The organism is Duncaniella dubosii (assembly GCF_004803915.1).
GTDB classification, from domain to species: Bacteria; Bacteroidota; Bacteroidia; order Bacteroidales; family Muribaculaceae; genus Duncaniella; species Duncaniella dubosii.
In genome coordinates this window covers 1,040,427-1,061,931 of record NZ_CP039396.1, presented here as the reverse complement: position 1 = coordinate 1,061,931, position 21,505 = coordinate 1,040,427, and the positions used below count along the sequence as shown (strand labels likewise).

The window sequence follows — 21,505 nt, the reverse complement described above, 5'->3', positions numbered from 1 at the left end:
GCTTCAGGCTCTATGCAAACACATTTAAATCACTAATCATCAATTGAAATCACTCAAATCCTATATCCCCAACACCATCACCTGCCTCAACCTTCTTTCAGGATGTGCGGCGGTGTTTTTTGCTTTTAATCTCGGCATGGAGACTGGTTCTCTGTCACCGATGTCGTGGGCGTTTATCTTTATTGGAGCTGCGGCGGTGTTTGATTTCTGCGACGGCCTATCGGCGCGTCTGCTCCACGCATATTCGCCCGTCGGAAAGGAACTTGACTCTCTCAGTGACCTTGTCAGCTTCGGTCTTGCACCCGCTTTCCTCGTCATGAACTCCATGCAGGCTTACGGAGCATCGGTCTGGGTGAGCGCGATAGCCCTGTTCATAGCCGTGATGGGAGCGCTGAGACTTGCGAAATTCAATGTCGATACCCGTCAGGCCACATCGTTCATCGGTCTGCCTATCCCGGCCAATGCGATTTTCTGGATAGGTGCGCTCGCATGGATTGATTCACACGCCTATCCCGGCGACATAGTAATGGCGCTCCTGATTGTGGCGATTTCGCTGCTGATGGTGAGCGAGCTGAGGATGTTTTCGCTCAAATTCGCCAACCTTTCGTGGCGTGGCAACGTTAGAAGATATGTAGTGCTTGCCGCGGCCGTTTTCTTCGTAATCACCGAAGGTATTTCGGGTTTCGCATGGACGATTGTCCTCTACATTCTGATTTCGCTTTTCGGCAAAAAGGCTGAAGCAGAGGCTTAATCTCCCTATTTCCAAGGCTAATACTATCCCTCCCGTCCGCAGTGTCGGGGCCGGTTAAAACATTTGTTGATTTAACATGACTTTTATAGCTACAATCATAATCATTTACCTCGTGTGGCTTCTGTTGAAGCCAATGCTGATGCGCTATGCCCGGCGCAAATATCAGGAGAAGGTCAATGATATGTTCAATCAGGCTTTTGGCGGCGGCAGGTCTGCATCGTCGTCCTACGGCCCGTTTTCATCTCCACGCAATGACGCGCCTCCGCGACGCGAATCACGCAACTATCCCCGCAGGAAGAAAAAAATATTCTCCCGCGACGAGGGAGAATACGTTGAATTCGAGGAAATAGAAGTTACGGCCGACCACCACCGTGCGCCGTCAAATCAGGATTCGGCTTATACGCCGCGCGAACCTCAGGTCAGCGATGCCGACTGGGAGGAAATCAGATAGGCTATTTCACCGACAATCATTCTGACATCTTCCGGTGTCACCCAAGGGCCGGAAGGAAGACAGAGTCCGCGGCCGAACAGGTGTTCGCTGACTCCGTTGACGTATGCCGGCGCGTCGGCATAGACCGGCTGCAGGTGCATCGGTTTCCATAGCGGGCGGGTCTCCACATTGAGACGTGCCAGATGTTCGCGCACGTCGTCAGGTGTGATTCCTGTGGTTTCCGGGTCGATTTCGATGGTCGACAGCCAGTAGTTGGCGTCGGAATCCGCGCTTGGGTTTGCGTGATAGGTCACACCGTCGATATCCGCGAGAAGTTCCTGATAGACAGAAGCCAGCATACGGTGATGGGCGATATGCTCGTCGAGCACGGTCATCTGCCCGCGTCCTATACCGGCGCTGATATTGCTGAGGCGGTAGTTGAAGCCGATGTGTTCGTGCTGATAGTAGGGGAATGGCTCGCGAGCCTGAGTCGCGTAGAAAATCGCACGTTTTTTGGCTGCCGCGTCGGGACAGATGAGCGCTCCTCCGCCGGAGGTCGTAATCATCTTGTTGCCGTTGAAGCTGAGGATTCCATAGTTGCCGAACGTTCCGCACTCGTGTCCCTTATATACCGAGCCGAGAGCCTCCGCAGCATCCTCTACCACCGGAATGCCCCATTTTTTCGCCTACGGCACAGATCTCGTCGATGCGGGCCGGCATGCCGTAGAGATGAACTGCGATGATTGCTTTTGGTTTGCGGCCGGTCTTGGCGACACGGTCGGCTATGGCTTCGTCGAGCAGAGCGGGATCCATGTTCCAGCTTTCCGGCTCACTGTCGACAAACACCGGTTGTGCGCCCTGATAGACAATCGGGTTGGCCGATGCCGCGAAAGTGAAGCTCTGACACATCACCTCGTCCCCATTTCCGACACCGAGCAGCACGAGCGCCAGATGTATGGCCGCAGTTCCGGCCGACAGAGCGGCGATTTCCTTGCCGCTGCACCCGGGATCGTTGTCGATGATACGATGTTTAAGGTCTGCCTCAAAGCCGTCGACGTTCGGTCCGAGTGGCACTACCCATTCCTCGGCGAAAGCCTCGTCGATGAAGCGCTTTTCAGCGCCGCTCATGCGGCACATACATAGGTGGATCCGTTTCTTTTCCATAGCGTTTTATTATAAAATGAGTATGTTGCATGGCCTCGCGTGGAGGATGCGACATACTCATATATGTTTGTTGGCCGGATTTATCCGATTTCGTTGGCAAACTTTTCAGCGGCCTGTCTGAGAAGTGCTATCTTTGACCACTGGGTCTCGTAGTTTAGCCCCTGACGTTCGCGGTCGCTGACCTTGAAGCCGCAAGTCGGGCTGACAGACAGGAGGCCGATGGGAACATAGCGTGCAGCCACACGGATGGCCTCAACGATGTCATCGACGTTTTCGAGGTTCGGAAGCGAGCCGTCGACTACGCCGATGATGGCGCGCTTTCCGGCAGGAAGCCAGCGCACAGCCTCGATCTCCTGAGGCGAGGATATGGCGAAGGGGAGCAGGAAGGCGTCGGCATCGACCTTTTCGAGCATAAGACGGAGGTGTGTGAGCTCCTTTTCGTCAAACCAGCGGGGGATGTGTCGCTCGTCGGCTGCGATGCTGAGGATTATCTCAAGGTCGGCCGGACGGTTTTCGATCGTGCGGTTGATGAGATCGAGCAGTGTCAGCGTAACTCTGTCGGAGTCCACACCGCCGAGCAGCAGTAGGCGGTCGAAATCAGGGTCGCTCAGTCGTCCCCACACGCCTGTGTCGAGCTGGATATGGCGGCAGCCGCGACGATAGAATTCCTCGATGGTCTTGCGGTAGGCATCCACGATGTCATCGAGAAGAGTTTCAGGCGACACATAGTTTTTTGATATATCACCGTTCGAACCGAGAAGTATGCGCATGTAGAGCTCTCCCGGCGATGGAATGGTCTGGCGCACCTCGGCGCGGCCTCTTGTCAGCTCCTGCATATGGGAGTATTTTTCGAAAAACGGATGGGCTTCGTTGAATTCGATGCGTCCGTCGAAGCGGAGCAGGTCGTGGCGCACTACCTCATCCTGATAGACAGAGCCGGTGTCGATGCGGTCGCGGCTCATGCCGTTGAATCCTTCCCAGAAGTCGCGGGCCCAGCTTTTACGGCGCATTTCGCCGTCGGTCACTATCTGGAGTCCGGATTCGATTTCCCTGTCGATGAGGCTGTCAATCACCTTATCCTCAATCGCGTGATAAGCTTCTTCGCTGAGATTTCCGTGGATTTTTTCGTTAAGAGCGTTTTCGAGTTCTTCCGGCGGAAGAAAACTGCCCACGATTTCAACTCGGGGCATATTTGCTAAAGTGTTGCTCATTTTCAGATTTAATTATCAGACTAATAGTTAGAAATCGACTGCAAAAGTAGATATAAATGATATACTATAGTTAAACATGCTGTTAAAAATAGTTAACCATGTTGGCATTCGCATGTGTCTATAGGACTGATAACAAAGGTGTTGAACTGCATAGTGATGGCATCAAACGTCAGCATGCGGTTAAGGAGTGCGTCGCCCGTCCCGACGATAAGTTTGACGGCTTCCGTTGCCTGAATTGACCCTATCACGCCGACAACCGTATTCATGATTCCGTTGATGACACAAGGGAGGTCGGCTTCCGGGCAGTGGTCGACGGGTCGAAGATGCAGCGGTAGCATGCCGTGCCGGCCTTGTGGCTGAACACTTGTCCTGAGAAGCGCGACACTGCGCCGAAGACCATCGCTTTTCCGGTGGCCACGCATGTGTCGTTGATCAGCAGGCGTGTCGGCAGATTGTCGGTGCAGTCCATCACAAGGTCATAGTTGTCCATGATTGCCACGGCATTGTCGCTGTCAAGCATGAACGGGTGGGTGACCACGTTTATGTGTGGATTGATGGCTCGTAGTTTTTCTGCGGCCGATTCGACTTTCAGCCGCCCGATGTCGGCTGTGGTATGTATCACTTGGCGCTGCAGGTTACTGAGGCTAACTGTATCTGCGTCAAGCAGCCCGATTGTGCCCACGCCTGCGGCGGCGAGATAGAGAGCCACAGGGCTTCCGAGTCCTCCCGTCCCGACGATGAGCACGCGGCTTTCGGCGAGGCGCTGCTGGCCGGCCACGTCAATCTCACAAAGCGACAGATGTCCGCGGTAGCGTATCTTCTCGTCCTTACTTAATTCTGTTATTGTCTTCATTCTCCGGGAGTTTCAAAATTGTAGCCGCATTCGCGTATCATGGCTATATCCTCGTCGATCTGCGCTCCGATTGTGGTCAGCAGGTCGCCCATGATGCTTCCGTTGATTCCTATCCGAGTGCTTTGCGCTGGGTTTCGGGGTCGATAAGCGCGCGTCCGCCCGCAAAGCGCAACACCGCATGTGGATGTATCATGCGGAATATGGCCACTGTCTGGAGAATGTCTCGGCTGCTCAGCGGAGCGGCATTCTCAAGCGGAGTCCCGGGGATGGGGGAGAGGACATTGATTGGAATCGACACCGGCCGGATGCGTCTGAGTGTAAGGGCGAACTCCACACGCTGCTCCATTGTCTCGCCCATGCCGATTATGCCTCCGCTACACACCTCCATGCCGGCCTCGCGAGCGGCTTCAATGGTCTTGATTTTGTCGTCGATGGTGTGGGTCGAACAAAGGGTAGGGAAGTGGGATGGTGCAGTCTCAAGATTGCAGTGATAGCGTTCCACTCCGGCTTCGTGCAGTCGTCGGAGCGCCTCGCTGTCGAGCAATCCCATTGATGCGCAAAGTCCCATGCCGCTTTCGCGTTCCGACAGTTCATGGTAGTAGTCGCATACGGTGTCAAGAGCTTTGCCCGAGAGTGTCCGTCCGCTTGTGACGAGCGAGAACCGTCCGATTCCACGCCGGTGGTTGTAGTCGGCAAGCGCCATGCAGGTATCGCGGTCGACAAGCTGGTAGACGGCGATATCGGTCTTATGGTGAGCCGACTGGGCGCACCATTTACAGTCTTCCGGACAGCGCCCGGAGCGGGCGTTTATGATGGAGCACGAATCAAAATTCCGGCTGCCGAAGCGGTCGGTGATTTCGGCTGCGGATTCTAAAAGTTTGTCATATTCATCCGTGTTGAGGTTGGCGAGGCTCATTGCCTCGGCTTCGGTAAGCTCTCCGCCGGTGAGCACTTTTTCTTTCAGATCACTTATGGAAATCATGATGTAGGTAGATGATAATGATTGTATAATGCGTCTGCTTATAGACGATGGTGGAAATTCATCGGCTTCTTGGCAGCGCTCTGTGACTTTGCAAAAATACGAAAAATAACGACCTCTTTTGTATTATCGCTCCAAAACCCGCAGCCGTGTGCCGTAACTTTGCATCACCCTTCACCGTCAACCATCCCCTTATTCCCTAATTCTCAGCTATTCTGTCACTCCCTTATCTACTCTAATCTCTCACCATTAGACCTTGAAAAATAATGCACCTCCGCCTCACTCCCTCCCGCATGCTCGACCTTTGGATGCTTCATTCCGGCTATTCGCCTTCGTTCACCGATGCCGCCTTCAGGCGCAACGACGGAATCGACACATCCGCAATCCATCTTTCGGAAATGAAGCAGTGGTACAGACGGCTGCTTCTTGAAGCTCCTGCCTCCTGCCTTGTTGCCGACGACCTTTCAAAATCCATAATCCTGACACCGGCATCCGACGGTTCTGTCGTCATTGATCTTCCGCAGTCGGTGGTGAGAATCGTAAGCGTGCGTCTCGATTCTTGGCTGACATCAGCGCGGATTGTCACGAGTCCGACCCATCCCGCGGCCATGCGTCAGCTTCACCCCTACACGCGGGCAACGCCGTCGCGGCCTGTAGCAATATTCCACGACAACCGTCTGCACCTTTATCCTGCCGCCGCTTCGGGCGAATCGGTCCGCACTCTGCTCTGTGTGAGTTACGACGAGGATGAATACCGTCTCGACGACTCCGCCTTTGCAACCATTCATCCCCGCCAACTCTGATTGTCAAACTTTCATCGTTTATACAGATAAAAAATGTTCTCCTCCAATCCCGGCCTCATCGAAGAGGCGTTCAGTGCATGGAAACGCCATGCCGCACTGCGGACAACGAGGCGCGGACTTATGCGCCACACGTATGGCGACCAGTGGAGCGACCTGACGCAGACATCCTCCGGCCAGACGGTCAGCGAATATGAGAAAGCGCGTATGGCCGGCATGCGTCCGCTGACCAACAATCTGCTCCGCGCCTTGGTCAAAAGTGTCGTCGGCCGTTTCCGCTACAACATCTCGCAGTCCGGAGAGCCTCCTTCAGCGCAGCTTCTCGATGTCTACCGGTCTAATCTTCTGGATGAACTCGACAGCCGTGCGCTTGAAGAGTTCCTCATTTCCGGGACGGCCATACAGCGTGTGGTCTATGAAAACCGTCCTCCTGACGGAGCGGGAGTGTGGATCGACAATGTGAATCCCGAACACTTTTTCTGCACTCCTTTCCGCGACCCGCGTGGAAGCGATATCCGCCTCATCGGTATGCTCCACGACATGACTCTCGACGAACTGCGCCTCCGTTTCGGCCACAACTCGCGCGCCGTCACCGTTATCTTGAAAAAATCTACCGCCACGTCTCAGCCGACGGGCCTTATCTCTCGTCGGTGGCATGGGGCGGACATGACTCGGCTGATACGAAGTTCTACTCTTCATCCTCGCCCGGCTTCTGTCGGGTTATAGAGGTGTGGACCTACGACATTGATCCGCATCATCCTGTCGAAGATCCACACTGGCATTGCCGTTTCCTCACTCCCGACGGAAGCGTGATCGACCATTCGCGCTCGCCGCTGAAATCGGGCGCACATCCGTTTGCCCTGAAGTTCTACCCGCTCACCGACGGTGCCGTCCATCCTTTCATCGAGGATCTGGTCGGACAGCAGAAACACATCAACACGCTCATTACCACAATCGACCACATTCTTGCCAACAGTGCCAAAGGTGTGCTGCTGATGCCGACCGACGCTATTCCTCCGGGACTCGACATGGAAAAGGTGGCCGATATCTGGAGCCGTCCCGGCGGTGTGATTCCGGTCAATCCGACCGCACGCCGATTGCCTGTCGAGGTGACGGCTGCCGGACGCAGCGAAGGGGCAGCGCGGCTGTTGGAGATGGAAATGCAGATGTTTCAGCAGATTTCGGGGGTGACATCGGCCCTTCAGGGCATGACCCCGGGCGCTAATGTTTCGGCCTCGCTCTATGAAAGTCAGGTATATAACTCGGCAATCGCTCTGCTCGATGTGTATGAAAGCTTCAATTCATTCCGAACCTTGCGCGACCGCATAGCGCTCGCTCTGTTGTCGTGATTTCGGGGAAATGCCTTGGAATGCCGTTGTTGTTAACATATTTTTACATACGTGTGCACGCTTTTTACCATACTGCTGTTGTAAATTTGCCAATGTAAAACCGACATAAAAACCTCACGCCGGAAAAGTGGTGTCCTGCAAATTCACTAATTTTTAAACCTTAAATTTCATCAGTCATGCTTTCTCTCATCAATCTGCGCAACCGTCATTTCCTTACAGCGGTCAATAATCTTATCACTTCCCTTCCCGCAGGTGCGGCGGTCGACATTGAATCGCTTGCCGTTAAGGCGGCCATGAGTCATGCGCCGGCATATTACTGCACCTTTGACTATGCGCTCCGCATGCTCCGTGTCCTTCGCCACGGACGTCTGCAGCTTCGGCGCGGCCGCCGATTTGCCTTGTGGACCGAACTCAACACCCGTGTGACACGTCTCATGGAAAAGCGCGGCATGAGGCTGGCCGACGCGCTGGCCAATGTGCTGTCAGCCGGTGGAGCGTCGCAGTTTTTCATCTCTCCGGCCACAGCCATTTCCCTTGTCCGCCGTTACTTCGACTGCCGTACCCGCAAACTCCTCGTTCCCGCTTAAACCGAATCTTGATTCAATCTTAATTCTGAACCTTGAAAAATGCACTTCTCACTTTCAACCGCTGTCATCACCGACACGATCCATGCGCTTGCTGCATTTGAGTCACTGTCGGCGGCCGACGAATCCACGCGTCTCCTTCTCCGTCCGCTCCTTGACCGGGAGCGGACGGGACTCCTGAGGCTTATGGTCAAAAACGCCTTCGCCGGAATCATTCTCCATCTTCTCCCCTATGTCGACGATGCGGAGCTTGACAATGAACTTCCTGCCGTCGATCTGGGTCATCAGTCTTCTGCTGAGGAGGCTGATACCCTTCTCTCGTATAGATCTCAGGCTTCCGGCCGGTGTCTCCGGGCAGCTCGGCTCGCTCCTGCGCCGTAATCTCGAACTCGCCGTAGCCTGTCGGGTGCTTGCCGACTCGGTTGCCTCATCCTCGACTCATTCAGATGCCGCCTCTGAGCTTGCATCTTCATTCACAGCCCGTTCCGAGAGCGCTGTTGCAGCCATGCTCTCTGCTTTGCGCACTCCCGCGCGTCCATTCCTCCGTTCTCGCAGCTATTAGAGGCTGTCAGGCCCTGCCTTTGCCCTCCTGCCTTGATTGCGGGAGGGCATTTTTGTTTTTAGAGTCAAATTCCGGCTTTGGAATGCCCCGTATCTGACGCTTATTTCGTAAATTTGCGCCCATGAAACCTAATAATGCACTTCCATCGGGCGTAGTTGTCTATTGCGCCTCTTCATCCGATATTGATCCCCTCTACCTAAGCGTGGCCAGTCGAATGGGTGAACTGATCGCTGCTTCCGGCCTGACACTTGTATGCGGAGGCGGTGCGGGAGGCATGATGGCCGCTGCCATCGAAGGCGCTGTCGATGCCTCGGGCGAGGCTGTCGGCGTGCTCCCGCATTTCATGATTGAGAAAGGATGGAATCACCCCCGCCTCACACGCTGTATCGACACCGAGTCGATGCACCACCGCAAACATACGATGGCCTCCATGTCGCGTGCGGCCATCGCTCTTCCCGGTGGCATAGGGACTCTCGACGAGCTTGCCGAAATCATGACGTGGCATCAGCTCTCGCTTTTCAACGGCCCTGTCATAATTGTCAATACCGACGGCTACTACGATCATCTCATTGCTCTCTTCGACTCGATGCAGGCCAAAGGCTTCATGCGTGGCGGTGTGATTCCTGCCACAGTTGTCGCCTCTCCCGAGGAAGCTATGGAAATTATTGACCGTATATGACGATGAACACTTCATTGCCCCTCGATTCTGTCGTCTCGCCGTTTGCCCCGAAGCTGTGTCGCGAGTATGAAGCGCCATCATCGGCTGCCGAGAAACTCACCATGACCGTCGGGCCTGTCCCTTTTACCTCAGGGGTAAGACCGGCTGAGCGTAAGTTTCTGCCGGGCTATGACTCGGGTGTGTTGTGTCTGATAATCGGAGTGTTTCTGCTGCTTGCCTATAACTTCCGTCACTATTCCACCTTTCTCAAAAATTTCACCTACGATCTTTGGACTGTGCGCCACACCGACGATACATCGGCAGTCCGCACATTCACCGAGACAGGCATCCAGATTTCAATCGTGCTACTTGCATGTCTGTGCGAAGGCATAATAATCAATGCCGCCCTCAGCTCATCGGGCTACACCACGCCTCTCCCGACTTTCCCTGAGATAGCCGCCTTGACCGTCGGGGCTGCCGTCTACTATCTGTGGCAGCTGATGGCCTACCGCATAGTGGGCTATGTGTTCACCGACAAGCTCTCGGGCCGTCAGTGGCTCAAAGGTTTCAACGCCTCGCAGTCGCTTCTGGGAATGGCGCTCACCATACCCGCGCTCGTGGTGCTGTTCAATCCTGATGTGGCTCCCATTGTTGTCACTATTGGCGTAGTTTGCTATATTTTGGCTCGTTTGATATTTATTTTCAAGGGCTTTAGGCTTTTTTACGACAATTTTGGCTCTTTGCTTTATTTTATTTTGTATCTTTGCACTCTCGAAATTGTACCCCCGGTCATCATATATAGATGTATCGGATTTTTCAGTCAATTACATCCCTAAGCGCTCTGACAGTGAAAGTTAAAAAAGTTTTAGTTTCCCAGCCTAAGCCGGCTTCCGACAAGTCTCCCTATTACGACATCGCTGATAAATATGGAGTGAAATCGAGTTTCGGCCTTTTATCAAAGTAGAAGGGCTTACCGCCAAGGAATTTCGTCAGTCAAAAATATCTATCTCTGACTTTTCGGCTATTGTCTTCACAGCCCGTACTGCTATTGACCACTTCTTCAGGCTTTGTGAGGAGATGAGAATCTCCATTCCTGACACTATGAAGTACTTCTGCACAACAGAATCTATCGCTCTTTATCTTCAGAAGTACATTGTTTACCGTAAACGCAAGATTTTCCATGGCGAGACTGGTAAACTCGACGGTCTTCTTCCCTCTCTTGTAAAGCATAAGAAGGAGAAATTCCTCTACATAGTATCTGACGTTCACAAGGAAGACACCACCATTCTTGACAAGAACGGTATCAACTACACCAAAGCCGTCATGTATCGTACGGTCTCCAACGACTTCGGTCCTGAAGAGAAGTTTGACTACGATATGCTGCTCTTCTTCAGTCCGGCCGGGATTGACTCCCTGTTGAAAAACTTCCCCGGTTTCGAGCAGAAAGACATCCGCATCGGATGCTTCGGCGCTACGACCGCACAGGCTGTCCGCAACGCGGGCCTGCGCCTCGACCTCGAAGCTCCATCGGTCAAAGCTCCTTCAATGACCGCTGCCCTCGAAAACTTCCTCAAGGAAGAAGTTGAAAAAGGCGAATAAGATCATCTGGAAATATGGTCGGACAGAGACTATATAAAATCGAAAAACTCCGCAGCGAGATTGCAATCGGCCAGCTATTTGACCGCAGCAATCCCGCTGCTCAGTCTGTTATGGCCTACCCTCTGAGAGCCGTATGGACTGTCAACTTATCGCGGCTTGTCGCTATGGAGACATCTTCGGAGACATCCCGCCGCAAGGTTGCCCCGTGTCCCCAGTTTCTCGTCTCTATCCTAAGAAAAAACTGCGTCATGCCGTCGACCGTGTGCAGATGCGCCGTCGTGTCCGCGAAGCCTACCGCCTCAACCGTCACCTGATACCAAAGGACATTCCGCTCGACATCGCCTTCATCTACGTTGCCACTGAAGTCCTTCCATACGCCGAAGTCCTCAAAGGTGTCACCCGCATCCTCACCCGCATCTCCAAAACTCTCTCTGACCAACCCTAATACTTAGTCCTTGTTACTTAGTCCTTGTTACTTAGTCCTTAGTACTTTGTACTTAATATTCTCTTAATCCTTCCCTCCATTGCTCCGCCTCCTCTTCATATTGCCGATTCGCTTCTATCAGCTCTGCATATCACCGCTGTTTCCTCCTGCATGCCGTTTCACCCCAACGTGCAGCGCCTACGCAATAGAGGCCATACAGAAACACGGCATCATCCGGGGCACATGGCTCGCCATCAGGCGCATCGCACGCTGTCATCCGTGGGGAGGCTCAGGCTACGACCCCGTCCCCTAAATTACATCCCTTATTAATCAGCACCTACTTCCTCTTACTTAATCCTACCCCTCACCCCCACATTAATAATACTTAGTCCTTAATACTTAGTCCTTAATACTTAGTCCTTAATACTTAGTCCTTAATACTTAGTCCTTTGTCCTTCCTCCTATGTTCGACTCCCACACACACCGTTTGCGTCGCAACGCCATAGTCGACATTGATCCCGTCGGCAAGGAAGGGAAGTTACGGCTGCACAAAGGATATTTTTACTCCGTAGGCATCCATCCGTGGAATCTGTTTAAGGCAACTCCTGCCGACATCCGTATGTTGCAGGCTCTCGCCGCTGAGCCGCAAGTTCTTGCCATTGGCGAATGCGGGCTCGACCCGAAGATTGAAGGCAGTGAATCGTTGTCGAGAAATGAAATAATCGAAGCACAGACCACCCTGCTCACATTTCACATCTCCATCAGCGAACGGCTCTCAAAGCCATTGATACTCCATATTGTCAAAGCCTATCCCGAAATAATCGCGCTTCGGAAATCATTGCGCCCAGCCCAGCCGTGGATAATCCACGGATTCCGGGGCAAACCGCAGCTTGCCCGTGAGCTGCTCGCCCACGGGTTTCATCTCTCGTTCGGCACGAAATACAATCCCGCCTCCCTCGCCCTGACACCACCCTCCCGCCTCCTCCGAGAGACGGACGAAATGCCTTAGGAAAAAATGGATAGGGCAGTTTTGGGAAGGTATTACTTATCCTCTTGAGGCAGTTTGTCGATAAGCACGTTGCGCAGCCGTTGATAGAAGAATGAAACAGCCAGCAGAATTACTCCGAGCAGGATGAAAACGATTATACGGCCTATCGCAGCCATTCTCCAGAGATCGAAAACAAGGAGTTTGACAATCACAATTCCGAATATTCCGAGTGATATGAATCTCAGCAGCTTGTTCTGATAGCGCATTCCGAGTGCCATCTCTATGGCTGCGCAGCCGGTCAGCGCAATTGATACTCCCGCACTGTGGAGATGTGACAATCCGGATATGTCGAGCAGGTTGAGCGCGACAGACACCGCATAGACCGCTGTCGCGAGGTTAAAGTATATCGTATAATAGCTGATATTAGGCAATTGTATGAGCTTGCGGATGAAAATGTCTTTTCCGCATATCAGATATGCGTATGTGAATCCGGCCATTGACAGCAGCAGAGGTAGATTTGCAATCGGCATTTCCTCGCTCGTATGGCTCATCAAAGCGAATACCGCAGCGATAGATCCGGGGAAGAGCAGATATGTCGACCGCATTCTGTAGTTTGTCGTGGTCAAAAGGATTACGGACATTGCGGTTGCTGTCAGCAGCAAGGTTAAGCCATCGGCTGCAACCCCGATGAAAAAGTGGCTGAAAATGGCATGCGAGCCGGAAAGTCCGATTGTCGCTCCCGCCCACAGCGCGCCTGACGATAGGATTGATTCGCAACATTTCCCTTCGCGGCTCTGTCTTATGAAATTATAATAGGCGCTCCATGTGAATGCGATTGCGGTCACGATATAGCCCCATGATTCGTCATAAGAGTCATATCCGAATACGACTGAATGTATAAGACAGCAGCTCAGAGGCAGTCCGATGATAAGCGCTATTATCTTGAATATGCGTTTGCCGCTGTAGGAATACAGCCATGATGCGATTGCAGCTTCAAGCCCTATTCCTGCGATATATATGTTTGGATTTGAGAACTGTATTAGGATTGTTGCCAACGAGAACCCGGCTATCAGGATTATAAGCAGATTGCTTGCAGGCCCATCTTCTTTGTTGAGATAATATCTGAGATAGATGCCGAAATTTATGGCTGCTCCGATGATTCCGGCACAGCCGTCGAAGTGCGAGAGCAGTGCGGTTTTCTCGGCAAGTAAGGTGGTCAGGCTCAGATAAGCGAGGCTGTTAAGTATGATTGCCGATAGATTGAGGAACACGGTTCGTAACCGTAGTTGGCTTCGGTTGAGTGTGACGGTCAGCGAGATGGTAAACAGTATGAAGTAATAGATGATAGCCACAAGTCCCCATCCGTAGATTTCTCTGAATTCATTGCTTATGTATCCGGCAATACATATGATATATGTAAGCCAACAGGATAAAATCGGTAGCGAATGCCATTTTTTGTGGATAGTGATAGCCGACATGGCGGTGTTGAGCAGTGCCATGTAGCCTAATACGAACAGGAAAGAGCCGTTTCCGTCCGATGAGATGAACGGAGTCACAAATCCCCCGATAATGGATATGAAAGCCAGTTCTGCTCTGTCGAATTTCAGTGAGATCAGAATCATTGACAGTGTAAGGGCGACAAGCGAGATAAACGTGGCCGTCGCTGAAAACAGGCTGTAAAGGTGGAATGCTATGCCGATGCAGAGAAAGCAGATTGCAAATCCTCCTCCGGCAAGAATGGATGAGAAATTGCGGTAGTCATCTCTGATTCGATAGGCTATTCCCCACAGCGTGAAGCCCGCGCAGATTCCGAGGATAGTCCGTGTCATTTCGTTTATCCATTCTTTGTCAATGGCATACTTGACAAAGAACCCGACACCGGTTATAAGTATCAGAATGCCTATTTTACTGAAAATATTGATTCCGATGAGTCTTTCCCAATTGGCCTTGCGTGGATTGCATGCATGCTCTTCGTCTGGTGAGACCTCATTCGGAGTGCATTGGTCTGTATCTGGAGAGTCTGGTTGGTCGCCGTTGACGGCAATCGGAGTGAATGGCGGGACGGTCGGGAGTCCTTTTTCCTCCTCATTATCTGTAATCGGCGGGACATTGTCGACGGTTTTCTCAGAAGATTGAGTCCCGATGTTTATGTCAGGGCATTTTTCGGTCTCCGTATTTGTATCGATGACATTTTGGATTTCTGCTTCCCCCTTGATTTCGAAATTTTCAAGCCTTTTGCGCAGCCTTTCAAGATTAAGGTGGTTTAACTCATTCTGAGCCTTTATCAGTGAGATGTCAGAATTGTTTTTTATGACAAATATTAGGATTGTCACAAGAATAAGGAGAATAATCGTTTCCATGACAAGGCGTTTGATTGGTTAATGTCCTGCAAGGTAGATAAAAAATAATAAAATTACAAGCTCATTGTCTCATAAAGTTTCAATTTTTCTCCTTGATTTTTGTTAGAGGTTGTTTAAAAACAAATGTGAAAGCCGGTGTCCATTCTCTTGAGATGGATTTTGTGATGAATTGAAGGAGCAATGCTGTGGCATTGTGACTGAAATATTTTTATCTCCCCGTTAGTTATGTGTGTTTTTGTCGTTTGCCTTGATTTTGATGGCGTTGCGTTGGAGGCCGGCGAGTTTGGTGCGCTTGATGGCCGAACGTCGGAAGATGGTTGAGAAGTCTTCCTGCTTCATGGAGAGTATGGCTTCTGTGTCGAGTTGCAATATGGCCGGACGCGGGCGGAATTCCTCGATTTCAGAGATGGGGGCGAAACGGTTGTGCGGGCAGACATCCTGACAGACATCACAGCCGTAGATGTGTCGGCCGAAACGTATGGCCGGCGACAGGCTTTGGTCGTTGTCCGCTTGTCTGTCTGACATGGCCGGATTGGAGGAGACAGTGGCCGGGAAATCGCCACGGTGTTCGATGGTCAGGTAGGAGAGGCAGCGGTTGGCATCAAGCCCTGTGTCGCTGAGCGCTCCGCCGGGACAGGAGGTCAGGCAGCGCCGGCATTCACCGCAGGTGCGCGTCTCGGGAGAGTCAGGCGTGAGTGGCAGGGTAGTGACAATCTCTCCGAGGAAGAAATGTGTGCCTGCGCCGGGTACAATAAGCTGACGGTTCAACCCGATGAAGCCGACACCGCTTCTGACAGCCCAGTAGCGTTCGGAAATCGGGGCTGTGTCCACACAGACACGGCATTCCGCCCCTGTCTCGCGGACAATTGTGTCGGCCACGCTTTGCAGTCGCGAGCGCACCACGTCGTGATAGTCATCTCCAAGAGCGTATGAGGCCCATTTCAGCGGGCTGTCGGAGCGTCCCCACCAGTAATTGAAAACCGACGAAATCACGCTCTTTGCTCCGGGTAGGAGCAGAGCGGGATTCCGTCGGATATCATTGTATTTCTCAAGATAGGACATTGAGGCGTGACGGCCTTCGGAAAGCCATCTGTCGTAGTCGGCCATGCGGTCGGCATCGACTTCCTCAGCGGGTGCGATTCCTGACTTGAACGCTCCCGCCGCTTTCAGCAGTTGTTTGATTTCAGCGGCATCCATCGGCAACACCGTTCACATTGGCAGTGCGCGGAACTCATAGCCCTGCTCCCTGAGCCATTCGATGGCGCGCGGGAGGGCATAGCGCATCTTCTCGTGGGCTTTGAGAGAGTCGTGAAACACGATTATAGACCCGTTGCGGGTGTAGCGCTTCACATTGTCAAGCACCTGCTCTTTCGTGACACGTTTAGAGTAGTCGCGTGTCACCACGTCATACATTATTATATTGTAGTGGCGCTTGATGAGCTTTGTCTGGAGCGGGGAGATGATGCCGTGTGGCGGCCGGAACAGGATTGAGCCGATATACCGGTCGGCCTCAGTGATGTCGCGGAAAAATGTGGTGGCACATTCTTTCAGCCCCTGCAGGTGGTGCATGGTATGGTTGCCGTAGGAGTGGCCGCGCCGTTTGACTTCCTCAAACACTTCGGGGTGCTTTCTCACATTGTCGCCGACCATGAAGAAGGTGGCTTTGATGTCGTAGCGGTCAAGCACGTCGAGCACCCACGGCGTCTCCTCGGGGATAGGGCCGTCGTCAAAAGTGAGATAGACGACCTTTTTTCCCCGGTGGAGTATACGCCATATAGCTTCGGTGAAGAGCAGACGGTAGAAAAACGGCGGTTGTTCGATCCACATGGATTCTACTGCTGGAGGATGGAGACAATGCGGTCGAAATTGACACCCATGTCGGTGAGTCGGTCAACCATCTTTTCCGGATCACCGCCTATGTCGCCGAGATCCTGAAGTAGATAGACCATATAATATGTCTCTATGAAACGGTCGGTCTGCGGGAGGGTGGCATACTGCCAGGGGTTGAGGCTCTGGTAGTATTTCACATTTCCGGCATAGCGCATGATTTCCTTCTCGAGAAGCTCGATGGCCTTTGCCGATGCTTCCTTGTCGCCGGTGGCGACGCCGATGCGGGCATAGATCTGTGCCATCTTCTGCGGTATCTGGATAGCGTAGGGGGCTGCGGCTTCGGGCAGTTTCTCCTCGATGATGGTCAGAAGCTCCTTGGCCTTGGCATAGCGGTCGGTCTTGTAGGCTTCGAGCTGCTTGCGGGCTTCATCGTCAGTAGCTATGGAGTCGGCTCGTTCGGCCATCACAGCTTCGTTGATCATCGCGGTCGCAGTACCGAGAATGTAGGAGCGGGTGGTGGTCACCATCTTGCGCACGGTCTCGTCGAGGTATATCTGACTCGGGTCGGTCACCTTGTCGAGTCCGCCCAGCGGAATTTCTCGGTTATGTTGCGGTAAGCCTTGTCGGTGTTGACGGCGTTGATGTCATAGTCGCCGTTTTCCTCGTTGCGGACAGGTGTCACCTCGTAGGCCATACCTGTCGAGCGCATGTAGGGCTGGAGGGCGATATAGTAGTCGGAAGGCACTGTCGATGCGAAGTAGATGGGGTTTTTCCATCCGTTCTTGACAGATGTCGCGAGCATGTCGAGCGAGAGAATCTGGCTGAGGGTCATACCTCCGTGGCGCGATGCCTCGCGGTCGTCGGCCATGTTGGCGCGGATGGCTGTGTCGGCCACTTCTGCCTCATGTTCGGTAATGCGTCCGGCCTTTACGGCGGCAGGGATGTCGACGGGGATGATGAAGTTGTTGTATTCCATCATCGGGGCGTTCCATGCGTTCTTGCTTGAGCTTTGGTCATAAACCTGACGCAACGCAGTGAAGACATTGACGGGTGTGCTGTCGCAGTCGGCCGCTAAATAGCTGAAATTCATGCGTTCGTAGCCGTAATCTTCGGGCTTGGCAAGTGTCTCGATTCCTTCGGCCTGATATGAGGGGTGCTTGACCTGATTTGCATACCAGTCGGTGGTGAGATACGAGAGGTTGACAACCTTGACATCGGTGCGGTGTCCCTCGACCTCCTGAGCATACCAGAGAGGGAAGGTGTCATTGTCGCCGTTGGTGAAGATGATACCGTTTTCGTCAACGGAGTCAAGGTAGTTCATGCCGAAGTCGCGGGTGACGTAGCGGCCCGAGCGGTCATGGTCGTCCCACGTCTGCGATACCATCTGCAGCGGGACAAACAGGCCCACGAGGCAGGCGAAAACCGCACCGGCGAGGCTGACTTTGCGCTCCTTGGCGGCGAGAACCTCTGCCGGAAGTGTGTTTTTTGCCTTTCTCCTTGCCTTTGCGGTTGAACAGTTCGCAGACAAGCGCCCAGAGTCCGGCCACGCCCATGCCTAACCAGATTGCGAAGGCGTAGAACGAACCTGCGAACGCATAGTCACGCTCACGGGGCTGTGTCGGGGTCTGGTTGAGGTAGAGCACGATGGCTATGCCGGTCATGAAGAAGAGGAAGAAGATGACCCAGAACTGCTCGATGCCGCGCTTGGAGGTGAAAGCCTGCCAGCCGAGGCCGATGATGCCCATGATTAGCGGGAGCATATAGAAGACATTGTGGCCTTTGTTGCCTTCGCCGTCGGAGTAGGGGAGAAGGCTCTGGTCGCCGAGACGCGGATTGTCGATGAACGGTATGCCTGAAATCCAGTTGCCGTGATTGACTTCGCCGTTGCCTTGGATGTCGTTCTGGCGGCCTGCGAAGTTCCACATGAAGTAGCGCCAGTACATGTGGTTGAGCTGGTAGACGAGGAAGAATCGCAGGCTTTCGCCCATAGTGGGCTTGATAGCGTCGACCGTCTGGAGGACTTCGCCGTCATGGACATAGCGGGTAGCGCTCACGGGCTTGCCCTTGAGTCCGCCGATCCAGTCGGAGTAGGCGGCGGCATGCTGTCCGCTGTAGATACGCGGGAAGAGCATGTTGAGCTCCGGAGCCATCACATAGTCTTTCTTGTAGCCGGTGATTTCGTAGTGGTCGGGCTGGTCGGTTGAGGTCTTGACCACCTTTGCATAGAGCGGTTTTCCTTCCTTATACATAGGTGAAGCCTGGCCTTGAGCGTCGATTTCATAGACCACGGACGACTGGTGGGTCTGTCCGTAGAAGAGCGGACGCTCGCCATACTGCTCGCGGTTGAGGTAGGAGGCGAGTGCGAAAACGTTGTCGGGAGCGTTCTGGTTCATCGGCGGGTTGGCGCTTGCGCGGATAAGCAGCAGAGCGTATGACGAATAGCCGATGAAGATGACGAATATGCTCATCACGACGAGATTGAGGATGCGCACCGGGAGTTTCTTGGCGACGAAGAGATAAGCGATGACCGCAATCATGATGATCACAGGAATCCACATGCTGTCGCCGATGAAGGGAATACCGGAGAAGAAGATGCTGAGCAGCACGCTGATGCGGATTTTCGCGATGCTGTTCTGCTTGTAAAGTTCGCTGATGGCCCAGATGAAGCAGGCTACCGCAAGGATTGCATAGATGAGCACGCCCATGTTGTAGCTGCAGCCGAGCACATTGACGAAGAAGAGTTCGAAATATTGCGATACCTCGATGAATCCGGGGACAAGGCCGTAGAGGATAAGTCCGACTACCACAGCCGAAACCGCGAGAGTCACCAGTGAGCCTTTGGCTGTGGTGTTATTCCAGAGGCGGTAGTAGATGACGAGAGCGATGGCGGGGATACAGAGGAGGTTGAGCAGGTGGACTGCGATTGAGATACCGATGACGTAGGCTATGAGTATCAGGTATTTGTCGCTATGGGGTCGTTCGGCGCGGTTCTCCCATTTGAGGATGAGCCAGAAGACAAGAGCCGTGCAGAACGAGGAGAAGGCATAGACCTCGCCCTCGACTGCCGAGAACCAGAACGTGTCGCTCCACGTGTAGGCGAGAGCGCCGCAGATACCCGAGCCGAAGATGACGAGCATCTGTGTGAGCGAGAGGTTCTCGACATTATCCTTCACGACAAGACGGCGGACGAGATGGGTGATTGTCCAGAACAGCAGCAGGATTGTGCCGGCCGAGAGGAGTGCGGACATGGAGTTGACCATAAGCGCGACTTTGCTGACATCGCCGAATGCGAAGTTGACAAAGAAGCGGGCGGCAAGCATGAAGATAGGGTTGCCCGGCGGGTGGCCGACTTCAAGCTTGTAGCCTTGGGATATGAATTCCGGGCAGTCCCAGAAGCTCGCTGTAGGCTCAAGGGTGAGCATGTAGGTCACCGCTGCGATGACGAAGCAGAGCCAGCCGAGCGAATTGTTGATAAGATTATATTTTTTCATTTATCCGGATTATCAATGTAATCAGTGTTAGCGGAAAAGCGGGGCTGTTTACCAGAAACGGCGGATGCCCATCACTTCGCGCACTTCCGAGAGTGTCTTTGAAGCGCGTTCGCGTGCACGCTCGGCACCTTCGCGGACAATGCGCGAGATGTATGCGTCGTCGTTGCGGATGTCGTGGTAGCGCTCGCGGATGGGTGTGGTGACCTTCAGGATGTCTTCGGCGAGTTGCTTTTTCATGTCGCCGTAGCGGATTGAGCAGTCGGCATAGGCATCGCGGTAGCTCTGGACGATTTCGGGGGCTGAGGTAAGCTCCATGAGTGTGAGAAGGTTCTGCACAGGCTCGGAAATCGGCTGGTTGGGTTCTTTAGGACCTTCGTCGGTCACGGCGCGCATCACCTTTTTGCGAAGAGCCTTTTCCTCGTCGATGAGGTAGATGCAGTTGCCTTCGCTCTTGCCCATTTTGCCTGAGCCGTCGAGTCCGGGGACTTTGACCGCATGGTCGCCGAAGTTGAAGTTCTGGGGTTCGGGGAAGAGGTCTACGCCATAGAACGAGTTGAAGCGGCGTGCGAAACGGCGGGTGAGTTCGAGGTGCTGTTCCTGATCTTTTCCGACAGGCACTCTATGAGCTTTCTGGATGAGGATGTCGACGGCCATGAGGGTGGGATAGGTGAGGAGTCCGGCGTTGACACGCTTGTTGGAGTCGGTGCCTATGATCTGCTTCTCGATGTCTTCGTCGTCGTTTCCTGTCTTGATGCCGAGCTGTTTGCGCGCCTTGTCCTTGAATGAAGCCGTGCGCATCAGTTCGCCGATGCCGACGTGCATGTTGAGCAGGAGATACATCTCTGAGATTTCGGGGACATCGCTCTGGACGAAGATTGTAGCCTTCTCGGGATCGATGCCCGCTGCGAGATATTCGGCAAGGATGTTCTTGACGTTTGCATGGAGGGCGTCGGGTTCTGGATTGGTTGTGAGGGCATGGAGGTCAGCGATGAAAAACAGACAGTCGTAGTCGTTTTGCATTTTAACGAACTTGCTGAGCGCTCCGTAGTAGTTGCCGAGGTGAAGGTTGCCTGTGGCACGTATGCCGGAGAGAACCACTTCTTTATTGTTCATAATATGGTGATGGTTAGATTGTTAGTAATGTCATTAGCCCTGCAACGGGTAATTTGGCTACAAATTTACAAAAAAGCTCTGTAACTGCCGAATAAAAACAGGCCAATCTCTCTGAACAATCTATTAATAAAGCATTTATAACATTTCCGTTCTCCATTTTGCTGTTATGGTTTCATTACGTTAGTCCGCTGAAATCTACCCGGTAAACACCTCCGCAGTCAGTCTGACGGCGAATGAACATGGTCATATTGCCGTTTTTCCAAGGTTTTCGGGGCTGTTTTTGCCGTTTTCCAAGATTTTGACGCAGGAATTGTTGCCGGGATGGGGATATAGAATGAGGGAGGCATACCGGCTGATTA

Annotated in this window: 23 protein-coding genes and 3 pseudogenes; 13 read left to right on the top strand and 13 right to left on the bottom strand. The window is 53.1% G+C overall.

The window, feature by feature from the left end; translation table 11 throughout:
- The first annotated feature begins 43 nt into the window (after positions 1-43).
- Both pssA and E7747_RS04640 read left to right on the top strand, forming a co-directional pair.
- The gene (gene pssA, locus E7747_RS04645; protein WP_136414408.1) at positions 44-751 is read left to right on the top strand and encodes a CDP-diacylglycerol--serine O-phosphatidyltransferase; all 708 of its coding nucleotides are present in this window, start codon (positions 44-46) and stop codon (positions 749-751) included.
- A 76-nt stretch (positions 752-827) separates the two neighbouring features.
- Positions 828-1,202 (top strand): DUF4834 family protein, encoded by a 375-nt coding sequence (locus tag E7747_RS04640; protein ID WP_136414407.1) that lies wholly within the window; start codon positions 828-830, stop codon positions 1,200-1,202.
- Here the strand turns inward: E7747_RS04640 and E7747_RS04635 are convergent.
- The 5 genes and pseudogenes from E7747_RS04635 to bioB all read right to left on the bottom strand — a co-directional run bounded on the left by E7747_RS04635 (position 1,166) and on the right by bioB (position 5,325).
- A pseudogene (locus tag E7747_RS04635) lies at positions 1,166-2,345 on the bottom strand (DegT/DnrJ/EryC1/StrS family aminotransferase). The gene E7747_RS04640 and the pseudogene E7747_RS04635 overlap by 37 nt on opposite strands.
- 80 nt (positions 2,346-2,425) lie before the next feature.
- Complete coding sequence (locus E7747_RS04630) at positions 2,426-3,535, bottom strand: uroporphyrinogen decarboxylase/cobalamine-independent methonine synthase family protein (protein ID WP_168185232.1); 1,110 nt, start codon at positions 3,533-3,535, stop codon at positions 2,426-2,428.
- Positions 3,536-3,648: 113 nt separating this feature from the next.
- Positions 3,649-3,822 (bottom strand): ThiF family adenylyltransferase, encoded by a 174-nt coding sequence (locus tag E7747_RS16490; protein WP_168185231.1) that lies wholly within the window; start codon positions 3,820-3,822, stop codon positions 3,649-3,651.
- A complete protein-coding gene (locus E7747_RS04625; RefSeq protein ID WP_136414401.1) occupies positions 3,819-4,409 on the bottom strand; it encodes a HesA/MoeB/ThiF family protein in 591 nt (196 codons plus the stop codon). Before E7747_RS04625 ends, E7747_RS16490 begins: the two co-directional genes overlap by 4 nt.
- Positions 4,406-5,325 (bottom strand): annotated as a pseudogene (bioB, locus tag E7747_RS04620) (biotin synthase BioB). Before bioB ends, E7747_RS04625 begins: the two are co-directional and overlap by 4 nt.
- A gap of 329 nt (positions 5,326-5,654) precedes the next feature.
- Between bioB and E7747_RS04615 the strand changes: the two are divergent.
- From E7747_RS04615 to E7747_RS04600, 4 genes are all read left to right on the top strand, one after another.
- The gene (locus E7747_RS04615; protein WP_136414399.1) at positions 5,655-6,191 is read left to right on the top strand and encodes a hypothetical protein; all 537 of its coding nucleotides are present in this window, start codon (positions 5,655-5,657) and stop codon (positions 6,189-6,191) included.
- A gap of 33 nt (positions 6,192-6,224) precedes the next feature.
- Positions 6,225-6,914, top strand: coding sequence for a PAS domain-containing protein (locus E7747_RS04610; protein WP_136414397.1), 690 nt, complete (start codon positions 6,225-6,227; stop codon positions 6,912-6,914).
- A complete protein-coding gene (locus E7747_RS04605; protein ID WP_168185230.1) occupies positions 6,839-7,537 on the top strand; it encodes a portal protein in 699 nt (232 codons plus the stop codon). The genes E7747_RS04610 and E7747_RS04605 overlap by 76 nt, the downstream gene beginning before the upstream one ends.
- Positions 7,538-7,713: 176 nt before the next feature.
- The gene (locus tag E7747_RS04600; protein WP_123613918.1) at positions 7,714-8,124 is read left to right on the top strand and encodes a hypothetical protein; all 411 of its coding nucleotides are present in this window, start codon (positions 7,714-7,716) and stop codon (positions 8,122-8,124) included.
- 102 nt (positions 8,125-8,226) lie between these two features.
- Here E7747_RS04600 and E7747_RS04595 read toward each other — a convergent pair whose 3' ends face one another.
- Complete coding sequence (locus E7747_RS04595; protein WP_136414391.1) at positions 8,227-8,406, bottom strand: hypothetical protein; 180 nt, start codon at positions 8,404-8,406, stop codon at positions 8,227-8,229.
- Between E7747_RS04595 and E7747_RS04590 the strand changes: the two genes are divergently transcribed.
- The 7 genes and pseudogenes from E7747_RS04590 (at position 8,378) to E7747_RS04560 (ending at position 12,373) form a co-directional block, all read left to right on the top strand.
- Positions 8,378-8,683 (top strand): hypothetical protein, encoded by a 306-nt coding sequence (locus E7747_RS04590; RefSeq protein WP_136414388.1) that lies wholly within the window; start codon positions 8,378-8,380, stop codon positions 8,681-8,683. The two genes, E7747_RS04595 and E7747_RS04590, sit on opposite strands and share 29 nt — an antisense overlap.
- Positions 8,684-8,804: 121 nt before the next feature.
- Positions 8,805-9,362, top strand: coding sequence for an LOG family protein (locus E7747_RS04585; RefSeq protein ID WP_123613920.1), 558 nt, complete (start codon positions 8,805-8,807; stop codon positions 9,360-9,362).
- A gap of 2 nt (positions 9,363-9,364) precedes the next feature.
- Entirely contained in the window at positions 9,365-10,177 is an 813-nt protein-coding gene (locus tag E7747_RS04580) for a DUF4271 domain-containing protein (RefSeq protein WP_168185229.1), read from the top strand.
- Positions 10,178-10,188: 11 nt separating this feature from the next.
- A pseudogene (locus tag E7747_RS04575) lies at positions 10,189-10,940 on the top strand (uroporphyrinogen-III synthase).
- A 133-nt stretch (positions 10,941-11,073) separates the two neighbouring features.
- Positions 11,074-11,385 (top strand): ribonuclease P protein component, encoded by a 312-nt coding sequence (locus E7747_RS04570; protein ID WP_136414386.1) that lies wholly within the window; start codon positions 11,074-11,076, stop codon positions 11,383-11,385.
- Positions 11,386-11,464: 79 nt separating this feature from the next.
- Positions 11,465-11,677: a membrane protein insertion efficiency factor YidD gene (gene yidD / locus E7747_RS04565; RefSeq protein ID WP_123613924.1), complete on the top strand. Its 213-nt coding sequence runs from the start codon at positions 11,465-11,467 to the stop codon at positions 11,675-11,677.
- A gap of 150 nt (positions 11,678-11,827) precedes the next feature.
- Positions 11,828-12,373, top strand: a complete 546-nt coding sequence (locus E7747_RS04560) for a TatD family hydrolase (protein WP_136414384.1) — start codon at positions 11,828-11,830, stop codon at positions 12,371-12,373.
- 32 nt (positions 12,374-12,405) lie between these two features.
- Here E7747_RS04560 and E7747_RS04555 read toward each other — a convergent pair whose 3' ends face one another.
- From E7747_RS04555 to trpS, 7 genes are all read right to left on the bottom strand, one after another.
- Positions 12,406-14,712 (bottom strand): DUF2339 domain-containing protein, encoded by a 2,307-nt coding sequence (locus tag E7747_RS04555; RefSeq protein ID WP_136414383.1) that lies wholly within the window; start codon positions 14,710-14,712, stop codon positions 12,406-12,408.
- A gap of 219 nt (positions 14,713-14,931) precedes the next feature.
- Complete coding sequence (gene queG, locus E7747_RS04550; RefSeq protein WP_136414381.1) at positions 14,932-15,909, bottom strand: tRNA epoxyqueuosine(34) reductase QueG; 978 nt, start codon at positions 15,907-15,909, stop codon at positions 14,932-14,934.
- A 12-nt stretch (positions 15,910-15,921) separates the two neighbouring features.
- The gene (locus E7747_RS04545) at positions 15,922-16,539 is read right to left on the bottom strand and encodes a polysaccharide deacetylase family protein (RefSeq protein ID WP_136414379.1); all 618 of its coding nucleotides are present in this window, start codon (positions 16,537-16,539) and stop codon (positions 15,922-15,924) included.
- 5 nt (positions 16,540-16,544) lie between these two features.
- Positions 16,545-17,114, bottom strand: coding sequence for a hypothetical protein (locus E7747_RS04540; RefSeq protein ID WP_136414377.1), 570 nt, complete (start codon positions 17,112-17,114; stop codon positions 16,545-16,547).
- Positions 17,111-17,926, bottom strand: a complete 816-nt coding sequence (locus tag E7747_RS04535) for a hypothetical protein (protein ID WP_136414375.1) — start codon at positions 17,924-17,926, stop codon at positions 17,111-17,113. Before E7747_RS04535 ends, E7747_RS04540 begins: the two co-directional genes overlap by 4 nt.
- Positions 17,898-20,033, bottom strand: coding sequence for a glycosyltransferase family 117 protein (locus tag E7747_RS04530; RefSeq protein WP_136414374.1), 2,136 nt, complete (start codon positions 20,031-20,033; stop codon positions 17,898-17,900). The genes E7747_RS04535 and E7747_RS04530 overlap by 29 nt, the downstream gene beginning before the upstream one ends.
- A 48-nt stretch (positions 20,034-20,081) precedes the next feature.
- Positions 20,082-21,146, bottom strand: a complete 1,065-nt coding sequence (trpS, locus tag E7747_RS04525; protein WP_123613930.1) for a tryptophan--tRNA ligase — start codon at positions 21,144-21,146, stop codon at positions 20,082-20,084.
- Positions 21,147-21,505 lie beyond the last annotated feature (359 nt).

Excerpts from the sequence above, each read along its gene's own strand:
- E7747_RS04535 (WP_136414375.1), bottom strand. The coding sequence starts at position 17,926 with ATGGTATCGCAGACGTGGGACGACCATGACCGCTCGGGCCGCTACGTC.
- E7747_RS04595 (WP_136414391.1), bottom strand. The coding sequence starts at position 8,406 with ATGACCCAGATCGACGGCAGGAAGTTCATTGTCAAGCTCCGCATCGTC.
- E7747_RS04580 (WP_168185229.1), top strand. The coding sequence starts at position 9,365 with ATGAACACTTCATTGCCCCTCGATTCTGTCGTCTCGCCGTTTGCCCCG.
- E7747_RS04585 (WP_123613920.1), top strand. The coding sequence starts at position 8,805 with ATGAAACCTAATAATGCACTTCCATCGGGCGTAGTTGTCTATTGCGCC.
- E7747_RS04530 (WP_136414374.1), bottom strand. The coding sequence starts at position 20,033 with ATGAAAAAATATAATCTTATCAACAATTCGCTCGGCTGGCTCTGCTTC.
- E7747_RS04545 (WP_136414379.1), bottom strand. The coding sequence starts at position 16,539 with ATGTGGATCGAACAACCGCCGTTTTTCTACCGTCTGCTCTTCACCGAA.
- E7747_RS04555 (WP_136414383.1), bottom strand. The coding sequence starts at position 14,712 with ATGGAAACGATTATTCTCCTTATTCTTGTGACAATCCTAATATTTGTC.
- E7747_RS04610 (WP_136414397.1), top strand. The coding sequence starts at position 6,225 with ATGTTCTCCTCCAATCCCGGCCTCATCGAAGAGGCGTTCAGTGCATGG.
- E7747_RS04630 (WP_168185232.1), bottom strand. The coding sequence starts at position 3,535 with ATGCCCCGAGTTGAAATCGTGGGCAGTTTTCTTCCGCCGGAAGAACTC.
- queG (WP_136414381.1), bottom strand. The coding sequence starts at position 15,909 with ATGGATGCCGCTGAAATCAAACAACTGCTGAAAGCGGCGGGAGCGTTC.
- E7747_RS04625 (WP_136414401.1), bottom strand. The coding sequence starts at position 4,409 with ATGAAGACAATAACAGAATTAAGTAAGGACGAGAAGATACGCTACCGC.
- E7747_RS04600 (WP_123613918.1), top strand. The coding sequence starts at position 7,714 with ATGCTTTCTCTCATCAATCTGCGCAACCGTCATTTCCTTACAGCGGTC.
- E7747_RS04560 (WP_136414384.1), top strand. The coding sequence starts at position 11,828 with ATGTTCGACTCCCACACACACCGTTTGCGTCGCAACGCCATAGTCGAC.
- E7747_RS04615 (WP_136414399.1), top strand. The coding sequence starts at position 5,655 with ATGCACCTCCGCCTCACTCCCTCCCGCATGCTCGACCTTTGGATGCTT.
- E7747_RS04590 (WP_136414388.1), top strand. The coding sequence starts at position 8,378 with ATGAACTTCCTGCCGTCGATCTGGGTCATCAGTCTTCTGCTGAGGAGG.
- E7747_RS04640 (WP_136414407.1), top strand. The coding sequence starts at position 828 with ATGACTTTTATAGCTACAATCATAATCATTTACCTCGTGTGGCTTCTG.
- E7747_RS16490 (WP_168185231.1), bottom strand. The coding sequence starts at position 3,822 with ATGAATACGGTTGTCGGCGTGATAGGGTCAATTCAGGCAACGGAAGCC.
- trpS (WP_123613930.1), bottom strand. The coding sequence starts at position 21,146 with ATGAACAATAAAGAAGTGGTTCTCTCCGGCATACGTGCCACAGGCAAC.
- E7747_RS04570 (WP_136414386.1), top strand. The coding sequence starts at position 11,074 with ATGGACTGTCAACTTATCGCGGCTTGTCGCTATGGAGACATCTTCGGA.